This is a genomic window from Bacillus sp. S/N-304-OC-R1 (assembly GCF_019749375.1).
Lineage (GTDB): Bacteria > Bacillota > Bacilli > Bacillales > Cytobacillaceae > Cytobacillus.
In genome coordinates, this window is record NZ_JACWFE010000017.1 from 76,655 (window position 1) to 97,173 (window position 20,519).

Below are 20,519 nucleotides of genomic sequence, written 5' to 3' on the forward strand. Positions count from 1 at the left end.
TACTTCCTGTAGAATAGAAAATGAAAGATATACATGAGGGAGGATATTCATAATGCCTGACTGGTCCTATCACCCGTTATTTAAGCATTGGATTACTGCGCTGCCAGGTATTGCAGGCAGAGAGTTTATTCATCGGGGAATGAATATCATTTCAGCGTTGCCTGGTGGAAAACAAATGATTGAATTTTTAGGCCATATGAAGCCTTCCCCGGCAATTAGCAAGCAGCTATTTAACTGTACCTTTGCCAGCCCGGTCGGTTTAAGTGGAAAAATTGATCCATTACTATCTGGAACAAAGGCTTTTTCTTATCTGGGCTTTGGGTTTATTGAAGTCGGCCCTGTCACACTCAAGCCTTCTAATTCAAAAGAAGCAGCCCGATTTAATCGTAAAAAAGGGTTGATTCACTATCCAAAAATGCCAGAATCAATAGGTCTTAAGGAAACAATAATAAGAATAAAAAAACAGCAGCCGACTATCCCATTATTATTTCGGTTGAGGATTCATAAAGATGAAGGATCAGAAGAATTAAAGAAGCTAACAAATCTGCTGAGCCCCTTTGCCGAAGCATTTATTATAGAGTTAAATAACCTAGACAACTGTATAGATCTCCTTAATTTAGTAGCAGAAGAAAGCAGTAGACCAGTTATTCTGGCTGTTAGTCATCATAAAATTTTGGATCACCTTCCCTCCATTCAATCACTAATTAGCTCACAATCACTAAAAGGATTATTAGTTGAACTGGCCCAGGAAGCTTCGTTTGAAAGTAAGCAAACAGATGAATTAACTGCTTCAGTAAAGATACTCTATGAAAACGGGCTGACAGGAATTCCAATAATTATCTCTGGCGGAGTATATGAACCTGAAGATGCTGTTGTTCTTCAGCAATTAGGAGCCGATTTAATTATGTTAGAGGATGGCTATGTTTCTTCTGGTCCTGGTCTCCCAAAACGGATAAATGAGGCACTACTGGATTCTATTACCCCAACATATGGGAAAGATGAAATTCTTGGCTGGAAATGGTATTGGCTATTTGGGATGATCATTTTCTGCGGAGGTCTTCTTGCTCTTTTTTTCAGTATGACAAGAGTAATTCTGCAGTACGATGAAACATTTTTAAAAATGACAAGAGATGAATTATTTGCTATAAATCCAAGTATAATTAAATTTATGGCACATGATCGAATGACCCTTGCAGGCACTATGATTTCCGGGTCAATTCTTTATATGCAGCTAGCCAAAAATGGTGTACGATTTGGTTTGCATTGGACAAGGAAGGCCATTAATATTGCGGCAATTTCTGGATTTTTGGGGATTCTCCTATTTATCGGTTATGGATATTTTGATTGGCTTCATGGGTTGTTTTGGCTAATTCTTCTTCCCTTTTTTATTGTGGGGTTTATCAAAACAAATAGAGTCTTCGATTCACCAATCTCGAAAAATCGCAGAAATACGTCTGAATGGAAACGTGCTCTGTGGGGACAACTTTGCTTTGTCATTCTTGGTTTTTCATTTGTTATTGGAGGAATTGTGATCTCAATAATTGGTACAACAAGTATTTTTGTACCGACTGATATTGACTATATATGTATCCCTCCTGAAATACTAAGTGAAATCAATAACCGTCTTATTCCGGTAATTGCCCATGATCGAGCAGGCTTTGGCAGTGCTTTATTTAGTGTAGGATTACTAGTTCTAATGACCGCCTTGTGGGGATATAATGAAGGTGCTAAATGGATATGGAATACATTATTATTTGGAGGCATTCCAGCATTTTGTGCCGGAATATTAACACACTTTTTTATTGGTTATACAACTTTTATCCACCTTCTGCCTGCTTACTTTGCCTTAGTTATTTATATTTTGGGACTAATTCTATCGAAAGATTTTTTACAAGCTAATGAAAAAAGAGACACTATTTACATGCCTGAAAGAATAAAAAAATCTTATTAAACAATATAAAAATCGGCAGATGCCCTTCGAAGGCATTTGCCGATTTTTTTTATATTATTATACTTCAGCTTCAACTTTCTCGTTCATATTGCTATATAGATTTGAGTCAATTTCACCCGTAATGCGGCTAGTTAAAATTCCAGAAGTCATAGACCCGCTTACATTAAGAGCGGTACGTCCCATGTCAATTAGTGGCTCAATAGAAATTAATAGACCAGCCAAAGCAACAGGAAGATTTAGCGCTGATAATACTAAGATTGCAGCAAAGGTTGCACCGCCACCAACACCGGCAACACCGAAGGAGCTAATTGCTACAACAGCAATAACAGTCGCAATAAAGGATGGAGTTAAAGGATCAATACCTACTGTTGGTGCTATCATCACTGCAAGCATTGCCGGATAAATACCAGCACATCCATTTTGCCCAATAGAAAGGCCGAATGAGCCAGAGAAGTTGGCAATTCCATCCGGAACACCAAGAGACTTTTGCGTTTTGATATTTAATGGCAGAGCCCCCGCACTTGTACGAGAAGTAAAGGCAAATGTTAAAACAGGAAATGCCTTTTTCACATATGTTACTGGATTTAGTCCAGCAATCGTCAGCAATAATAAATGGATGATAAACATAATGATCAAGGCAGTATATGATGCAAGAACAAATTTACCGAGCTTAAGAATAGCATCAATATCACTCAATGCAACAGTCTTCGTCATAATCGCTAGAACACCATATGGAGTTAAACGTAAAATAATCGTTACAACACGCATAATGACTGTATATAAAGCATCAACAATCTTCGAGAAAAGCTCCGCTTGCTCAGGCGCCTTCTTTCTAACACCTAAAAACGCAAATCCAATAAATGCCGCAAAAATCACGACAGAAATGGTTGATGTTGGGCGAGCCCCCGTTAAATCTAAAAATGGGTTGGCAGGCAGTAATTCAATAATCTGCTGTGGGAAATTCTTTCCTCCCATTTCTAGATTTTTCTGTTCAAGCATCTGACCACGAGCTACTTCAGCATCCCCTTGGTTTATCTGGATAGATTCTAAATGGAATCCAACTGTAGTCGCAATACCGACTGCTGCTGCAATAGCCGTTGTTCCAAGCAGTAAACCAAGAATAAGTGTACTAATTTTGCCAATATTATTGCTTAATTTCAATTTTGTAAATGCAGTCAAAATCGAAATAAATACAAGAGGCATAACGATCATTTGTAGAAATTTCACATAGCCTCCGCCAACAATATTGAACCAATCTGAAGACTTCGTTACTACCTCAGATGTTGGACCATAAATGAACTGTAGTGCAAAACCGAAAACAATTCCTAGTCCTAGAGCAGTAAATACACGTTTAGAAAATGATACATGCTTTTTCTGCATGAAGAACAGGCCAATAATAATTAATAACATAATTGCAATATTCACAATAACAAGCCCTGTTGTCACTTTAAAATCCTCCTTGAAAATCGATAATGATAAAAATATATATCATGTAATCCTATGAGTCAAGTAGGAATTAATGATATTTTTATTTTGTATGATTCTATCATGCTATTTAGCTAATTGAATGTCCTTTTATCCTAGTAATATACTGGGGTTTAATAACAAGTTTTTATTTTTTTCTCATTTATTATTTTTCCCCATTTTTACATTGCATAATACTTTTTTTATTTTGAGGTTTATTTTACAATTAAAAGGATATATTCTTTTTATAATATTAAAAATTTATTCATGAAAAGGATGGTGTAATAATGGCAGATAGCAAAAAGGATAAAAACGAAAAGGAACACGTAAATATTGGTTCAAAAGTATCCCTTAATGGTCTTGTTACTGCTGTTTTTGACAACATGGTACACGTCCAAATTGGTGCTAAAATTGTTACTGTTCAAATGAAAGATCTATACTCAGGCTTAAATCAATCTTTAGTCAAAACAAATATTGGCGGAAATTCATCCCTATAATAAAACAGGAGGAGCAGCTTTTATTCACTGCTCCTCCTGTTTTATGTACGATTAATCTTTTCCAAGTGCTTTTGTCTTTTCTGTACACTTTTCCATTGCAGATAAAACTGCTGCACGAAAGCCTTTTTTCTCGAGCTCTGCAACAGCCTCAATCGTTGCTCCTCCTGGTGTACAAACTTCATCTTTCAGTTCTCCAGGATGCTTCCCAGTTTCAAGGACCATTTTTGCAGCTCCTAAAACGGCTTGTGCTGCTAATGTATATGATTGATCACGTGTTAATCCGTTTTTCACTCCGCCATCAGCCAATGCCTCAATGAACATATAGACATAAGCTGGTGATGAAGCACTAATTGCAGGAATTGAATCCATTAGGCTTTCCTGCACAACTTCTGCTTTACCAAAGCATGAAAGGATGTCAACTACCTCTCTTAGCTCCTCCTCCGTTACAAACTTGTTTGCACAAAGAACAGTCATTCCTTCCCCAATTAACGAAGGAGTATTTGGCATTGAACGGATTGCCTTAATATTACGGGCAAATGCTTCTTCTAGAAATTTCAAGCTAATTCCTGCTGCTATTGTAATAACTATTGTATGTGGTTTAATGAACTCTTTAATTTCTTCAATTACAGCCATGTGAAGATTCGGTTTAACAGCAAGAATAAGGATATCAGCATGCTCCGCGACTATTTTATTATCTGTTGTTGTATCAATTGAAAATTTTTGTTGAACTTTTGAAATAGTTTCATTTGAAGCTGCACTGGCCACCAGATCTTCAGACGAGACAGTTCCTGCGTGGATTATCCCTCCTATAATTGCCTGAGCCATTTTTCCTGCACCTATAAAGCCAATTTTTTTACTCAAAACTTTCACATCCTGACTTTTTAAACTATTATAATATAACAACAAGTAAAGCAATATAGAGTTGCTTCTAGTAATGAAATTATTGAAAGCGCTATTATAATCTAACTCCATATTGTGCTATTATAGTCATAAATAATTAATGTAGACTAAGTACCTCTACTACTAATAACTAAGATTTCAGTTTATCATGATCACCCATAATACGAAAGAACAAAGGTTACAGGGGGATTCAAATGGAGTATCAAATAGGCAAGAAAATAAAAGAATTGCGAAAGTATTGGCATATGACACAGGAAGAGCTCGCTGACGGAATCTGTTCTCAAGGATTAATCAGCAAAATTGAAAAAAATGAAGAAATTCATTTATCAGCCCAGCTTCTGCACCAAATTAGCCAACGGCTAGGTGTGTCTATTGAATACTTCTTCCTCGAATCTGATCTGCCAAGACTTAGTTATATTAATGACATATGCGATCAGATAACGGAACTGATTCGCTCTAAACAATATGAAGAAGCCTATCCATATGTTAAACTGCAAAAAAATAATCCTAGTTTCGAGAAAAAACCTCATTTAAAACAATTCTTATTATGGCGTGAAGCCATTTGTATTAACTATGTGGAAAAAGATAAAGAAAAAGCTTTAAAGCTAATTAATGAGGCTCTTTCTTATTCAAAAACTGGTGACAAAATATACTCATTACGCGAACTTGATATTTTAATTAGCAAAGCAATTATTTATGGGGAATTAAATCAATGGGAGCTAGCTCGTGAGTTATATACGAAAATATTAAACTATGCGGACAAACTTCCTTATTTAACTGACAGAACGATCTTCATCAATATTTATTATAATTTTTCACAAGCCTCTGCTAAAATAAAAAACTATGACCATGCTCTTTATCTTTGCAATAAAGGCATAACGATGTGTAAGGAAATAAAAACTTATTACTTATTAGGCAGTCTATATTATCAAAAGGCTCAAATTCTATATGACCTTGAACAGCAAGTAACAGCCGATGTAATAATGAATTACAAGCAGGCATTATGGGTTTTTGAAAACAGCAATGATCATAAAAATTACGAGGATCTTTGTAACAAGCTTAAGAGTTTAAATATTGAACTTTCTCTAAGTTAATCTAAATAAGGAGATGATGCCTGCAATGCATCATCTCTTATTTCTTTGAAGTGAAAAAATTACAGTCGGGACCTTATTTATTTAGTTAGCCTATCAGGATTGGACGATTTCGATAAAATGTTTAAGTACTCTTGCTGTTAATCCCCAAATTACCCTGTCCTCATAATAATAGAAACATTCCTCCATATTGCGAATTTGCCAATTATAATTTTCGCCTCCTGCAATCTGGCTGAAAGGGAAACCTTTTTCGGGCTCTACCCGGTATTGAATTTGAAAAGTTTCAGGCTTCGTATTCTTTAGAAACGAAAGCGGTACAGTGAAAATCTCTTCCACTTCACTCCGATTGAATTCAATCTCCTCAGAATCTCGAATTAGTCCGACAAAAGGATAAATCATAGTTCCAAATGGTGATATCATATAGTCTAACGGATAAACATCATCAATCGAACTCTCACTAATCCCAAGTTCCTCAGAAGTCTCCCTAATAGCAGTATGACGTTCATCTTTATCTGTCTTATCGACTCGTCCTCCTGGGAAACAAATTTCTCCAGGCTGCCTTCTTAACTGTAGAGAGCGGACCTCAAATAAAATATGAAGGCCATCATCCCTTTGAATTAATGGGATTAAAATGGCATATTTAGAGAACTTATCACTTCCTAAAATGGCAGGTGTACGATTTTCAAGTTTATTCATGATTTTCTTTAGCTCCATGATCCACACCTCCATTTTTTATTATTTATTATAATTTAGCTAAATAATCCAGCATTCCCATCGAGCAAACATTTAAGTCCAGCCCAATAATGTCTAAAATATCCCCCTCTAAAACAATATTATTTTCTTCAGCATAACGGCTAACCTCTGAAAATAATAATTGGAAAAGAGCATGTTGCTTAGCATCGAAGGAAGCATTTGCATATTCTTCCCACACCTTTTTCCCAGCAGCCACAAAAATAGGAAGCCAATACTGAATTTGCTCATATACATGAGCTGGATGTTCTGTCATACCATAGTGGCCAAAATAGATCCTATCTACATGAAGTTTAGAAACTCTATCTATTGACTGGAGCATGGCATCAGGATCAAACTGATTTGGTGAAGTTGAGGGAAGATATAATTCCATTCCATGTTCAATAAGCTGCGGGTAGTAAACACCAATCGTATCCCCTGTAAAAATTCCATTGCTTAAGGAATCATGAATTGAAAAATGATGCTTAGCGTGACCTGGTGTATCGTAAAAAGTTAGCGTTCGCTCTTCATCAATTTTTATAATATCTCCGTCCTCTTTAATCATTAATCGATCTTCTGGAACAGGTAAGATGGGATCAAATAATTCCTTAAATTTATCTCCATATACGGCCTGTGCTCCAAGAATGAGCTTAGCTGGATCGGCAAGATGCCGTTTCCCCCTTGGATGGACAATGACTTTTGCATTTGGACAATGCTTTAGCAGCAGCCCAACTCCGCCTGCATGATCCAGATGTATATGTGTGACGATGATATTTTTTACTTTTTCTAAATCAATTCCTAGCTGATCTAACCCTTTTAACACATATGGGATCGAAGGACTCGCACTTGTTTCAATAATGGTTAATTCTTCTGCGTGAAGAACATAAGAGCCTGTTCTTCTTTCTTTTCCAAGATCAAACGTATCAATAAGAGAAATATTGAAACCTAAATCAATGACTTGCATCAGTTAACACGCCTTTCAAAACTCTATTAATAACTATATTGAATGGTTCGATTTTTTCAGAGGAAAATCCTCTATTCTAAACACCTATTTTTTTCAAAACGGCACGCACAGGACTGCCATCCCCATTTACAATTGGTAAAGGCAATGCAACAAGTTCATAATCTCCTTCGCTAATTGAGTCCAAGACTAGCCCCTCTAAAATATGTATTTCACAATGATGAAGTGCATGATGGGCAGGCAATTCTTTGCTGTCTAATGGATCAACGGAAGGCAAATCCAAACCTAGTAACTTCACACCTATAGTTGAGAGATATTGGGCTGCATCTTTTTCAAGATAGGGGATCTTGTCTGGGAACACTGTCCGGTTTCCCCATGCACCTGTATTAATTAATAGACGAGTTACTCCTGATAATTCATAGTTGCTTAACTCCTTTTCCCCTATACTAGACACGTCCTGTAAATGAATCACACGTGCCGGTCCAATGTACAAATTAATATCAAGATCGATGACTTTTTTCCCTAAGTTGTCAAAATGAAATGGTGCATCAATATGTGTCCCAGAATGTGTGCTCATCGTTAGTTCCCCGACGTTAACAGATGAACCTGATGCAATACTCCATTTATTTTGAAGAGAAAAAGGAGTATCACCTGGCCAAACAGCAAGTCCATTATCTAGCCTTTGTGAAATATCGATCCACTTGTTCATTTACATTATCTCCATTCTTAAAGTTTTGTTCTTAAGCTCCATAACTCTGGAAAGAATTGATATTCTAGCAGTCTTTTTAAATAGGTTACTCCTGAAGACCCGCCTGTTCCTTTCTTATTTCCTATAATTCTTTCGACTGTACTCATATGCTGATATCGCCAGAGCTGCTGCTGGCTTCCAATATCAACTAGCTTCTCAGCTAACTCGTAAAGATCCCAATATTGGTCGACATTGCGATATACCTTTAGCCATGCTGCCTCTACATGTTCATTCAGCTCATACGGCTGTGACCAGTCTCTGTTTAGGGAGGAATCATTTATGGAAAAACCGCGATTTGCTAAGGCTTGAATAGATGCATCATAAATACTAGGTTTATTAAGGGAATTCTGAAGCTGTGAATATAATTCTTTATTATGCTGATAGACTAGGAGTGTTTGTGGATTTTTTTGTCCAAGCAAAAATTCAATAAGCCGATTTTGATAGGATTGAAAACCTGAGGAATGACCAAGTTTCGAGCGAAATTGTAAGTAGTCGGCTGGAGTTAATGTTGATAAGACTTGCCATGATTGTATTAATTGATGCTGGATTCTAGATACACGGGAAAGCATTTTAAAGGAAGAGTCTAAGCGGTTGTTTTGGATACATTCGGTCGCTGCTGAAAGCTCATGAATGATTAGCTTCATCCAAAGCTCACTCGTTTGATGGATTATAATAAATAGCATTTCATCATGATGATCGGATAAACGATGCTGACTGGATAAGATTTTTTCTAAGCAAAGATAATCACCATATGACATATCATTTTGAAACTCTGTTTTAATTTCCTTTTCTAAATCTGGTTGGTGCTTATTTTCTTTTTCCATTGAACCCCTCTTTCCTTCTATTATATTTAGCTTATTAGCGGTTGAAAAAGCCCTCTCGAAGAGAAGGCTTTTTTGAAAAAGATCAATAATTTGCTTTTATTTTAGAGAAATCTATCGTACCGTCTTGCGCTAAATGACAAGCTGCCTGATGATTTTGTCCTGGAAACGTATGCAAAGCAGGCTCTTCTTTCGCACAGCGATCAAATGCATAAGGACAGCGCGTATGAAAACGGCAGCCTGTTGGCGGATTAATCGGTGACGGAACATCCCCTTTAAGAATAATCCGCTCTTTCTTCTCTAATATATTCGTACTCGGAATAGCCGATAATAATGCCTTCGTATATGGATGTTGAGGATTATCAAACAAAGATTTTTTATCAGCGATTTCAACAATTTTCCCAAGGTACATAACGATAATTCGATCAGATATGTGTCGAACAACCCCAAGGTCGTGAGATATAAATAAATAAGTTAATTTGAATTTTCTTTGTAAGTCCTTTAAAAGATTCAGCACCTGAGCTTGAATGGACACATCAAGTGCCGAAACTGCTTCATCACAAATGATAAGCTTTGGATTAACAGATAGAGCACGAGCAATTCCAATGCGCTGACGCTGTCCTCCACTAAATTCATGTGGATAACGATCAATTTGGTGAGCCCCTATTCCTACAGTTTCCAAAAGTTCAGTTATTTTTTGTCTTCTCTCTTTTGGAGGTACAACATTTTGTATCTCAAGTGCTTCTTCTAAAATCTGACTCACAGTCTGACGAGGATTTAATGATGCATAAGGATCTTGGAAAATAATTTGCAGGTCCTTACGTTTTTTCCTCATTTGAGACTTGCTTAGAGAAAGTAAATTTTCACCTTGGAAATATACTTCACCAGAATAAGGATTATCCAAACGAAGGATCGCTCTGCCAGTCGTAGATTTCCCACAGCCTGACTCTCCGACGATACTGACCGTTTCTCCTTCAAATATATTGAAGCTAATATCATCAACTGCTTTTACATGATTAACTGTCCGTCCAAGAATACCGCCTTTAATTGGGAAATACTGCTTTAGCTGTTTTACTTCTAATAATGCTTGCTCACTCATGGCTAGCTTCAACCCCCTCTTGTTTCTCCCATTTATCTGTATATATCCAGCAGCGGACTTTATCTCCGTCCTTAATTTCCTGTAGCTCAGGCAGTTGTGAATGACAAATTTCCTTGGCGTGAGGACATCTTGGAGCAAATCGGCAGCCAAGCGGCAAATTAAATGGGCTCGGCACTTGTCCCCGAATAACTGATAAATCTCCTTCAATATCTTCATCATGCTTTGGAACAGAGTTTAATAGACCAATAGTGTATGGATGCTTTGGATCAGTGAAGATTGTTTGAATATCAGCATATTCAACAACTTTTCCACAATACATAACCGCTACCTTATCACACATCTCTGCGACTACACCAAGATCATGTGTAATAATCATCAATGAAGTTCCAAGCTCACGCTGAAGTTTTTTAATTAACTCAAGAATTTGCGCTTGTATCGTTACATCAAGTGCAGTAGTCGGTTCGTCTGCAATTAGCAATTCTGGATTACAAGCGAGTGCGATAGCGATCATAACACGCTGACGCATTCCACCAGAAAGTTCAAATGGATATTGTTTCGCTCGTTTTTCAGGTGATGGAATTCCTACTAAACTTAACATATCAATCGCTTTTATCCATGCTTCTCTTCGATTCAGCTTTTGATGAATACGAATGGATTCAGCAATTTGTTCGCCACATGTTAATGTTGGATTTAATGAAGTCATCGGCTCTTGGAAAATCATCGAGATATTATTTCCACGGATGTTCATCATCTGCTTCTTCGTTTTTTCTAATAAATTTTCTCCTTTAAAAAGGACATCACCACCAACAATTTTACCTATTGGCTCTTGAAGCAGGCGGAGAATGGAAAGAGATGTAATACTTTTTCCTGATCCTGATTCCCCTACAATCCCAAGTGTCTTGCCTTTTTCGATTGAAAAGTCAACACCATCTACTGCTTTAACTTCGCCTTCATCGGTAAAAAAAGATGTTCGAAGATTTCTTACTTCTAAAATATTTTCAGTCGTCATAAGTCCTCACCAGCCTTAATTCAAATCAATCCGTTTGTTAATAAAACGGTATGTAATATCTACAAGTGTATTAACGAATACGAATAGCACCGCACATACAAGAATGGTTCCTTGTACCATTGGGAAATCATGCGCCCTTATGGAATCAACAATTAAACGCCCCAAACCGTTAATAGCAAAAACGGTTTCTGTGATAACCGCTCCTCCTAAAAGACTCCCAAACTGAAGTCCGACAACCGTAACAACAGGAACTAAAGCGTTTCTCAAAGCATGCTTATAAATAACTAATCGATCGTTGACACCTTTTGCATAGGCTGTACGGATATAATCCTGATCAATAACCTCTAGCATACTGGAACGAGTCATCCGGGCAATTATTGCTGCACCGACGGTTCCTAATGTAATGACCGGCAGAATAATATGTTCAAAAGAACCCCATCCAACAACTGGAAGCCAGCCTATTTTAACAGCAAAAAGATATATAAGCAGGATCCCTAATAAGAAATTGGGCATTGAGAAGCCTATTAATGCAATTAGCATTAAAATTAAATCAAGAAATGAACCTTTTCTAGTTGCTGAAACAATTCCGGCAATTAATCCTCCGATAACTGCTAATGCGGTACCAATGACCGCCAGCTGAACAGTAATGCCAAATCGTGTTTCAAAGATTTCCTTCGTTACATCCCTATTCGTTCTAATTGATGTTCCTAAATCACCTTGTACCGCATTGGCAATATATCTAAAATATTGCTCGTATAATGGATCATTCAATCCAAGCTTTTCTCTCATTATTTCAACTTGCTCTGGATTTGCATTCTCCCCTGCCATAATTTGTGCAGGGTCCCCGGGAATAAGATGCATCAATAAAAATACTGCCAGTGTTACCCCAATCATGACAGGGATTGTTTGAATAATTCTTCGCAAAATATATATAAACATATCGGCTCACCTTCTCTCAGATTATTTCTTAGATTTTGGATCAAGTGCATCACGTAATCCATCACCAAATAAGTTAAAGCCCACAACTACTAGTAAAATTGCAAATCCAGGAATAAGAGTAACATGTGGTGCTTGGGCTAGATAAGATCTTCCTTGCGCTAGCATCGATCCCCATTCAGGTGTTGGAGGCTTTGTCCCCAAACCAAGGAAGGAAAGCGCACTGGCTGTAATAATAGCTGATGCAATATAAAGAGTAGCTTGTACAATAATTGGCGAAAGGATATTTGGAAGAATATGTTTAAATAAAATTCTAAAATCACTTGAGCCCATTGCTTTGATCGCATCAATGTATTCGAGCTTTTTCACACTTAAAGTTGAGCCGCGAACAATCCTTGCAAAAGTCGGTACAGCAAAAAACGCCACAGCAATAATCACATTTGTAGTACTAGCTCCAAGCACACTAACAATGGCTAAAGCCAGTAAAATACCAGGAAATGCCAATATTACATCGCAAATTCTCATAATCAAAGAATCCATCCCTCTGCCGTAATACCCGGAAATGAGTCCTAACAAAATACCTACAAAAGCTCCTAAAATAGTAGATAGAAATCCAACTATTAATGACACTCTCGCTCCATACAATAGACGGCTTAAAATGTCTCGTCCTTTATCGTCTGTTCCAAGCCAGTGGTCAGATGAAGGCGCTTGCAATTTTTTGCTCATGACAATTTCCGTTGGATTATACGGTGCAAGCAGAGGTGCAAAAATGGCTAATAAAATAATGATAATAACAATGGCTGCTCCACACATTGCTGACTTATTTTTCGCCAGTTTTTTGTAAAAAGCCTTTGCTCTTGCGATCTTATGGTTGTACTCTTCAACAGGAATAGCTGTAGTCGTTTGTAGCTGCGGCTGCTGATTCATATCCTATTATCATCCTTTCACAATAGATTTACGTTTTGTAAATTCAGAAACCTTAAAAATATTAAATATAGTTTAGTTTTATTTTGCATTGCCTTTTAATTAGCGGGATTTTAATATCCTTAAATCAAAATGCGCTTTTATCACCGCTTTCACCATTAAATGGAAAATGATAGAATTGATGGAGATAGATTACATTTTTATGACAATATTAACATATAAATTAAATTTTTCCAAAAAGAATCTTGTAAATTAATAATTTTTAAACTATTATAAAAATTGTACGACTAAACAAGGGGGTCATTTTTTTGAAGAAAAGGAAAAATCTTCTACTCATGTTAGCGCTTTCACTTGTGTTAGTGCTATCAGCATGCAGTGGAAAAAGCAGCAATACTGCTGAAGAAGCAGCTCCTGCAAAAGAAGGCGAAAAACCTAAAACAGAAGAGCCATCAACTGGGAGCAAGGACTTTGTCTATGTTACAGGATCAGATGCACCAACTTTAGATCCGCATGGAGTGAATGACACTGCATCTAATACTGCAACAACTCAGCTTTATGAGCGTTTGACAGATTATGCAGCAGATGGATCTGTTGTTCCTTTACTTGCTACTGAATATAAATCAGTAGATGATACTACTTGGGAATTCAAGCTTCGTGAAGGAGTTAAATTCCATGACGGCTCAGATTTCACTGCTGAAGCTGTCAAAATGAGTTTTGAGAGAATAATCGATCCAGAATTTGCTTCACCAAAAGCGGTTATTCTTAACATGATTTCTGAAATTAAGGTTATTGATGATTACACAGTACAAATCATTACAGAGAAGCCTTTTGCTCCGCTGCCAGCTCACTTAGCACATAACGCTGGTTCTATCATCGCTCCTGCTGCAATTAAAGCAGAAAACGATGGCGGTAAGACGATTGCCGAAAATCCAATCGGTACAGGTCCTTTCAAATTTGAATCTTGGAACCGTGGTGCAGAACTTAAGTTTGTTAAAAATGATGACTATTGGGGAGAAAAACCTTCAATTGAAACAGTGTCGATCAAAGTTGTACCAGAGCAAGCTACACGTGTAGCAATGATTGAAAAAGGCGAAGCTCATCTTATGCTTGTCGGTGCTTCTGATGTTTCTCGTGTAGAGGCAATGGACGGCATTACAATCGACCGTGTTCGCGGTACTCGTATGGACTACGTAAGTTTCAACTTGAATAAAGCGCCTTATGACAACGTTAAAGTTCGTCAAGCGATTGCAATGGCTATTAACAAAGATGATGTCGTAAACGGAATTCTAGATGGTCAAGGGGTTCCAGCTGTTGGTCCACTAGCTCCTAATGTTGTTGGTAACTCCCAAGACTTAAAGCCGCTTCCATATGATGTAGAAGCAGCTAAAGCGCTTCTTGCTGAAGCTGGTTATCCTGATGGCTTCAAAACAACAATCTATGTAAACGAAGGAAGTAAAGAGCGAGCAGATATCGCTGAACTAGTTCAAGCTCAATTAGCTGAACTTAATATCGAAGTAGATATCGAAGTTATTGAGTGGGGTACATTCTTAGAGAAAACAGCTGCTGGCGAGCACGAATTATTCGTTCTTGGCTGGACTACTGTAACAGGTGATGCTGACTACGGCTTATACGCATTATTCCATTCTGCTAATCATGGATCAGTTGGTAACCGTTCATTTTACACAAACCCTAAAGTGGATGAGTTACTTGACAAAGGACGTACAAGCACAAATCAAGATGATCGTAATGCAGCATACAAAGAAATCTCTGAAATTCTTGTAGAAGAAGCACCAATGGTATACCTGCATCATCCTGACTTCGTTCATGCTACAAACGGAGTTGAGTCTGGTTTATTCGTAAACTTCAGTGGAACTCCATTCTTTAAAGATATTAAATTAAAATAATATCAACTAGGAACACCCCCATTTCATTGGAAATGGGGGTGTTCTATTAAAATAATTTAAGAGAGGTTTCCCCCTCTTTTTTAGGCGTACATCTTATCCTCTTCCTTCTTGAAAAAGCTCCTCATCGCATGGAACACATCCGACTTTTGTTTCAGAATATAATAGCGGAAGTCATCATGCTTGATGTTTTTGTAGGCTGACATAAGGGTGGAGTGACGGTTATACTGGTTTACCTCTCCATACCCGAACATATTCGATACCTTCATTAACTCCTCAACAAGCTTGACACAGCGGGCATTATCAGAAGTTAAGTTATCACCATCTGAGAAGTGGAATGGATAAATATTAAATCGTCGTGGATTATATTTTTCTTCGATGAGTTCAAGTGCTTTACGGTAGGCCGAGGAACAAATGGTGCCGCCGCTTTCTCCTTTCGAGAAGAAGTCTTCCTCTGTAACAACTTTTGCTTCTGTATGGTGAGCAATAAATTCGATCTCGACTGATTCATATTTTGTTCTTAAAAACCTGGTCATCCAGAAGAAAAAGCTTCTTGCCATATATTTCTCCCATATTCCCATAGAGCCGCTCGTATCCATCATCGCTAAAACGACTGCTTTTGATTCCGGCTTAACAACTTCATTCCAAGTTTTGAATTTCAAATCTTCCTTATAAATTGGATGAAAGCTCGGTTTTCCGGCCATCGCATTTCTTTTGAAGGCCGTCATCATCGTCCGTTTTTTGTCGATATTCCCCATTAATCCAGTTTTTCGAATATCATTAAATTCAATATTTGCGATGAGCAATTCGTCTTGTTCTTTTCTTTTCATATTTGGCAGCTCCAGCTGTTTAAAGAGTGCCTCTTCAATTTCCATTAATGAAACTTCTGCTTCAAAGTAATCTTCACCTGGCTGATCGCCTGCTCCTTGACCTTTTCCAGGTCCTTTTTGACTGCTTGATCCATCACGGGCCACAACGTCACCAATCCGGCTGTCTCCATCTCCTTGGCCAACATGTTTATTCTTATCATAATTATAGCGAATTTTATATTCGTCCAGTGATCGAATCGGGATTTTCACTACTTCCCTTCCATTCGACATTACAATACTCTCTTCTGTTATTAGATCAGGTAAATTATTACGGATGGCATCCTGTACTTTTTCCTGATGGCGCTGCTGGTCATCATGGCCTTTGCGATGGAGGGACCAATCTTCTTGAGAAATCACAAACTGATGGTTATTCATATCGGTCATATTAAGCCCTCCTTTATTAAATTTTTAGCGCACATTTCGTACGAAACAACATACAATATCGAGAGTGTCAAAAGAATGGCGACTTAGCTTTTCAAAAATAATTTCATAGTAGCTAAATTCACCTTGCATCTAAACAGTGGACAAATGAGCTAATAAACTAAACGTTCTGCTTTTCTACAAATCCAATTGACAGTAACCATCTTATCCCCAACTCCTGTTGGACAACTTAGGGTTAAGAATGTTTATTACTTTATCCTATGCAACAACTAAAAATAATTTACAAATAATTTTGATAATAGATAAATTCACGTAAATATAGTGGACAAGCCTGCTGACAAATAAATCTCTCATATACAGACACCAAACATAATAAACTTTAATAATTATTCATTTTTGAGGTGATTTCATGAGCGAATTTCTTTGTTGTGATCAGTGTGGGGAGCTCTCAATGTTTTCGGTAGTTGTTTATATTAATGACAAACCTGTTTGCGTTTCTTGTCAAAAAGAAAATAACTTAGTAATACAATCTACCCGTTGTGAAGTGATTAAAAGGTAAATAGTAATAAGTTGGGGATTAACATCGAATTGATGAGAATCCCTTCTTTTTTGAAGGAAAAAGGACCGACAAATGTCAGTCCTTTCTATTTTATCTATTTAATAGGCTTCCTACATAACGAAGCAATTCATTTGCAGATGTTGAATTGTAGCCATGCTCATCAATTAAGCGTGCTACAACTTCATTAACCTTCTTCAGCTGCTGTTCATCTGGTGTTTTAGTGGATGTAGTTATCTTTACGACATCCTTGAGATCGGCAAATAATTTTTTCTGTATTGCTTCACGCAAGCGATCATGGGAATTATAATCAAACCTCTTCCCTTTGCGTGCGTAAGCTGATATACGGATAAGAATTTCTTCTCTGAATGCCTTTTTCGCATTTTCAGAGATGCCAATTTGTTCCTCTATAGAGCGCATCAGCTTTTCATCTGGATTAATTTCTTCACCTGTTAATGGATCACGAAGTTTAGATTTATTGCAATATGCTTCTACATTATCTAAGTAGTTATCCATTAAGGTTTTCGCTGATTCTTCATAGGAATAGACAAATGCCTTCTGTACTTCTTTTTTGGCAATTTCATCATATTCCTTCCGGGCAAGAGAAATGAAATTCAGATATCTTTCTCTTAATTCTGACGTAATGGATGGATGATGATCAAGCCCTTCTTTCAATGATCTTAAGACATCCAATGCATTAATCGAGGTAACCTCTTTACGAATAATTGTAGAAGAAATTCGGTTAATCACATATCGCGGATCAATTCCACTCATGCCTTCATCTGGGTATTCTTTCTTCAGCTCCTCGACATCAGCACGATTATAGCCTTCAACATTTTCCCCATCATATAAGCGCATCTTCTTAACTAAATCAATATCGCCTTTTTTCGGCTCCTTCAAGCGAGTCATGATTGTGAACATCGCAGCTACTTTTAATGTATGCGGAGCAATATGAACATCATAAACATCACTTTCGCGAATCATTTTATCATAAATCTTTTCTTCTTCTGTAACCTTTAAATTATATGGAATCGGCATTACAATAATCCTTGAGTGTAGTGCCTCATTTTTCTTATTCGAAATGAAGGACCGATATTCTGTTTCATTCGTATGAGCGACAATCAATTCGTCGGCTGAAATGAGCGCAAATCTACCCGCTTTGAAATTCCCTTCCTGTGTTAAGGATAATAAATGCCATAGAAACTTTTCATCACATTTCAGCATTTCCTGGAATTCCATCATTCCGCGGTTAGCTTTATTTAACTCTCCGTCAAATCGATATGCTCTTGGATCAGATTCAGATCCATATTCCGCAATGGTTGAGAAATCAATGCTTCCCGTCAAATCTGCAATATCCTGTGACTTCGGGTCTGACGGACTAAATGTCCCTATTCCTACCCTGCGGTCTTCTGAAAAGAAAATTCTCTCGACGAGTACATCCTCAATTCTGCCGCCATATTCTTGCTCTAAACGCATCATATTTAATGGCGATAAATTTCCTTCAACACGGATACCGTATTCTTCAAAGAAGTCCTGTCTTAAATGATGCGGAATAAGATGGAGAGGATCTTCATGCATTGGACAGCCTTTGATCGCAAAGACGGCACCCCTTTCCTGGTGAGAATAAGCTTCTAACCCTCTTTTTAACATCGTCACTAAAGTTGATTTACCTCCGCTGACAGGTCCCATTAATAAGAGAATTCTTTTTCGAACATCCAATCTTTTAGCTGCCGGATGGAAATATTCCTCAACGAGCCTTTCTAACGCTTCCTCTAAACCAAACAATTGGTTGCTAAAAAAACGATATCGTTTCTGCCCCTTCACATCCTCTACACCGGCATCTTTTATCATATTATATACCCGGGAGTGCGCGGACTGGGCAACCCATGGCTTCTCTTTAATAATTTCTAGATACTCTCCAAATGTCCCTTCCCATTTAAGCTTTTCCTCTTCATGGCGATACATCTCAATTTTTTTTAGAATATCCATAAGGACCTCCCCTTGTCGCATTATCAGAGACGATTAATATACTGTATGCGCTCCTGTAAATGAACATGCTAACGAGAGATTAGATTGAGTTGTCCTTTTTACAAATCAAATAATGTATAAGTTTAATTATCAATAGAAAACTTAAAGTGTTAAAAATTTTCCACAGATTTTGTTCACACTTTCATTTTATTGGGCTATAATATATTTATATGCTTGATTTTACTTAAAAAATTAAGGAGGAATACATAAACATGGGTTTAGTAATTATTCTCGGTGTTATGGTTGCATTCCTTGCTGCAATTTTCACAGCTGGATACGAAGACAAGCCAGGAACAAGTAATAAATAAAAAGCTGCCGCGGCAGCTTTTTTTATTTGAGGTTCATTTCTAATTTTTCTACAAAATCCCTCATATACATTCTTGTTTGCTTTTCAAGCATATTTGCCATTTGGCCTGTCCACGTATCATTTCTTCTACCATTTGTTCTTTCGAAATAATACTCTGATATTCCTTGATTATACTCTTCAAGCAGCTGGCGAATTTCGTCCTCATTTTGTGTATATTCATTTTCATGATAGACAGATTTAAGCGGCAATCTTGGCTTTTTTGCAGTATCCTGAGCAGGATATCCAACAGCCAAGCCGAATAATGGAAGCACACGTATAGGAGTTTTAAGCAGCTTGCATACTTCTTCAAGATTATTGCGTAAACCGCCAATATAGCAAATTCCAAGACCCATTGATTCTGCCGCAATTGCTGCATTTTGAGCCGCTAAAGCCGCATCTATTAAAGCAACCATAAACTTTTCAGTGCTTTCAATGGATGGAATGACATCTTTATTTTCCATTTCTCCAATTAGCTCGTGCCTTGATAAATCTGCACAAAACACAAAGAAATGCCCATTTTTGGCAACATAGCTTTGTTCACCTGCGAGCTCAGCCAATTTATTTTTCTTTTCCTGGTCTGTTACACCTATAATGGAGTATGCTTGAATAAAACTTGAAGTAGAAGCAGCTTGTGCACATTCAACAATCGTCTCAATCTGTTCTCTTGTCAAAAGCTTGTCTTCAAATTTCCTAACGGATCGATGATTCAGAAGAAGCTCTATATTTGGATTCATACATTCCCTTCCTTTCATTACATCCATTGTAACCAAAATTCCCTAAATTCTCCAAAAGAAAAGACCTGAGTATACAGGTCCTATTCCTTACGCAAATGTATATAATCCTGCTGGCGCAATGCTTCATATATTAGAATCGCTGCAGTATTCGACAGATTTAATGAACGTATATTATCGTTCATCGGGATCCGCAAAGCACGGTGCTTATTATTTTCGATAATATCTTTAGGCAAGCCTGTTGTTTCTCTGCCAAATATAAAATAATAATCCTTTTCCTTTTGACTATAGTCAAAAGATGAATGAGGCTTTGTGCCAAATTTCGTTAAATAAAAATATTCCCCGCCAGCTGTTTTTTCAAAAAATTCATCTATTGAATCGTAATATATAATATTTACAAATTGCCAATAGTCTAAGCCGGCACGTTTTAACATCTTATCATCAGTCGAAAAGCCAAGTGGACGGATTAAGTGCAAAGTCGTATCTGTCCCCGCACAAGTACGGGCAATATTTCCTGTATTTGACGGAATTTCTGGTTGATATAATACTACATGCAAAGCCACGTTTTTCACCTCTA

At 37.3% G+C, this 20,519-nt stretch carries 18 protein-coding genes; 4 read left to right on the forward strand and 14 right to left on the reverse strand.

Translation table 11 applies throughout. The features are described 5' to 3' along the window. Positions 1–52 precede the first annotated feature (52 nt). Positions 53–1,951 carry a beta/alpha barrel domain-containing protein gene (locus H0173_RS14715; protein ID WP_221847290.1) on the forward strand — a complete coding sequence of 633 codons (1,899 nt, stop codon included), beginning with the start codon at positions 53–55 and terminating at the stop codon, positions 1,949–1,951. A gap of 57 nt (positions 1,952–2,008) precedes the next feature. Here H0173_RS14715 and H0173_RS14720 read toward each other — a convergent pair whose 3' ends face one another. Next, positions 2,009–3,361, reverse strand: a complete 1,353-nt coding sequence (locus H0173_RS14720) for an L-cystine transporter (RefSeq protein WP_260631202.1) — start codon at positions 3,359–3,361, stop codon at positions 2,009–2,011. 341 nt (positions 3,362–3,702) lie between these two features. Between H0173_RS14720 and H0173_RS14725 the strand changes: the two genes are divergently transcribed. Continuing rightward, positions 3,703–3,912 (forward strand): hypothetical protein, encoded by a 210-nt coding sequence (locus H0173_RS14725; RefSeq protein WP_221847292.1) that lies wholly within the window; start codon positions 3,703–3,705, stop codon positions 3,910–3,912. A gap of 51 nt (positions 3,913–3,963) precedes the next feature. Here the strand turns inward: H0173_RS14725 and proC are convergent, their stop codons facing one another. Next, on the reverse strand, positions 3,964–4,773 hold the full coding sequence (gene proC, locus H0173_RS14730; protein ID WP_221847293.1) for a pyrroline-5-carboxylate reductase: 810 nt from the start codon (positions 4,771–4,773) through the stop codon (positions 3,964–3,966). A 233-nt stretch (positions 4,774–5,006) separates the two neighbouring features. On the opposite strand from proC, the gene H0173_RS14735 reads away from it, so the two are divergent. Beyond that, positions 5,007–5,906: a helix-turn-helix domain-containing protein gene (locus H0173_RS14735; protein ID WP_221847294.1), complete on the forward strand. Its 900-nt coding sequence runs from the start codon at positions 5,007–5,009 to the stop codon at positions 5,904–5,906. A gap of 93 nt (positions 5,907–5,999) precedes the next feature. Here H0173_RS14735 and H0173_RS14740 read toward each other — a convergent pair whose 3' ends face one another. From H0173_RS14740 to H0173_RS14775, 8 genes are all read right to left on the reverse strand, one after another. Then, positions 6,000–6,617 carry an NUDIX hydrolase gene (locus H0173_RS14740; protein WP_221847295.1) on the reverse strand — a complete coding sequence of 206 codons (618 nt, stop codon included), beginning with the start codon at positions 6,615–6,617 and terminating at the stop codon, positions 6,000–6,002. A gap of 28 nt (positions 6,618–6,645) precedes the next feature. Continuing rightward, a complete protein-coding gene (locus H0173_RS14745) occupies positions 6,646–7,599 on the reverse strand; it encodes an MBL fold metallo-hydrolase (protein ID WP_221847335.1) in 954 nt (317 codons plus the stop codon). 73 nt (positions 7,600–7,672) lie between these two features. After that, positions 7,673–8,302, reverse strand: coding sequence for an arylformamidase (gene kynB / locus H0173_RS14750; RefSeq protein ID WP_221847296.1), 630 nt, complete (start codon positions 8,300–8,302; stop codon positions 7,673–7,675). A 17-nt stretch (positions 8,303–8,319) separates the two neighbouring features. Next, positions 8,320–9,165, reverse strand: coding sequence for a tryptophan 2,3-dioxygenase (gene kynA, locus H0173_RS14755; RefSeq protein WP_221847297.1), 846 nt, complete (start codon positions 9,163–9,165; stop codon positions 8,320–8,322). 82 nt (positions 9,166–9,247) lie between these two features. Continuing rightward, positions 9,248–10,261 carry an ABC transporter ATP-binding protein gene (locus tag H0173_RS14760; RefSeq protein ID WP_221847298.1) on the reverse strand — a complete coding sequence of 338 codons (1,014 nt, stop codon included), beginning with the start codon at positions 10,259–10,261 and terminating at the stop codon, positions 9,248–9,250. Continuing rightward, positions 10,254–11,270, reverse strand: coding sequence for an ABC transporter ATP-binding protein (locus H0173_RS14765; RefSeq protein WP_221847299.1), 1,017 nt, complete (start codon positions 11,268–11,270; stop codon positions 10,254–10,256). Before H0173_RS14765 ends, H0173_RS14760 begins: the two co-directional genes overlap by 8 nt. Positions 11,271–11,285: 15 nt before the next feature. Further along, entirely contained in the window at positions 11,286–12,209 is a 924-nt protein-coding gene (locus H0173_RS14770) for an ABC transporter permease (protein WP_221847300.1), read from the reverse strand. A 21-nt stretch (positions 12,210–12,230) separates the two neighbouring features. Beyond that, positions 12,231–13,133, reverse strand: a complete 903-nt coding sequence (locus H0173_RS14775; RefSeq protein WP_221847301.1) for an ABC transporter permease — start codon at positions 13,131–13,133, stop codon at positions 12,231–12,233. A 305-nt stretch (positions 13,134–13,438) separates the two neighbouring features. On the opposite strand from H0173_RS14775, the gene H0173_RS14780 reads away from it, so the two are divergent. Further along, a complete protein-coding gene (locus H0173_RS14780; protein WP_221847302.1) occupies positions 13,439–15,034 on the forward strand; it encodes a glutathione ABC transporter substrate-binding protein in 1,596 nt (531 codons plus the stop codon). A gap of 80 nt (positions 15,035–15,114) precedes the next feature. On the opposite strand, the gene yhbH is transcribed toward H0173_RS14780, so the two are convergent. The 4 genes from yhbH to trmL form a co-directional block, all read right to left on the reverse strand. Beyond that, complete coding sequence (yhbH, locus tag H0173_RS14785) at positions 15,115–16,284, reverse strand: sporulation protein YhbH (RefSeq protein ID WP_221847303.1); 1,170 nt, start codon at positions 16,282–16,284, stop codon at positions 15,115–15,117. 646 nt (positions 16,285–16,930) lie between these two features. Continuing rightward, entirely contained in the window at positions 16,931–18,826 is a 1,896-nt protein-coding gene (locus H0173_RS14790) for a PrkA family serine protein kinase (protein WP_221847304.1), read from the reverse strand. Between the two features lie 369 nt (positions 18,827–19,195). Beyond that, complete coding sequence (gene nfsA / locus H0173_RS14795; protein ID WP_221847305.1) at positions 19,196–19,945, reverse strand: oxygen-insensitive NADPH nitroreductase; 750 nt, start codon at positions 19,943–19,945, stop codon at positions 19,196–19,198. Between the two features lie 80 nt (positions 19,946–20,025). Then, positions 20,026–20,505: a tRNA (uridine(34)/cytosine(34)/5-carboxymethylaminomethyluridine(34)-2'-O)-methyltransferase TrmL gene (gene trmL, locus H0173_RS14800; protein WP_221847306.1), complete on the reverse strand. Its 480-nt coding sequence runs from the start codon at positions 20,503–20,505 to the stop codon at positions 20,026–20,028. Positions 20,506–20,519: the final 14 nt, after the last annotated feature.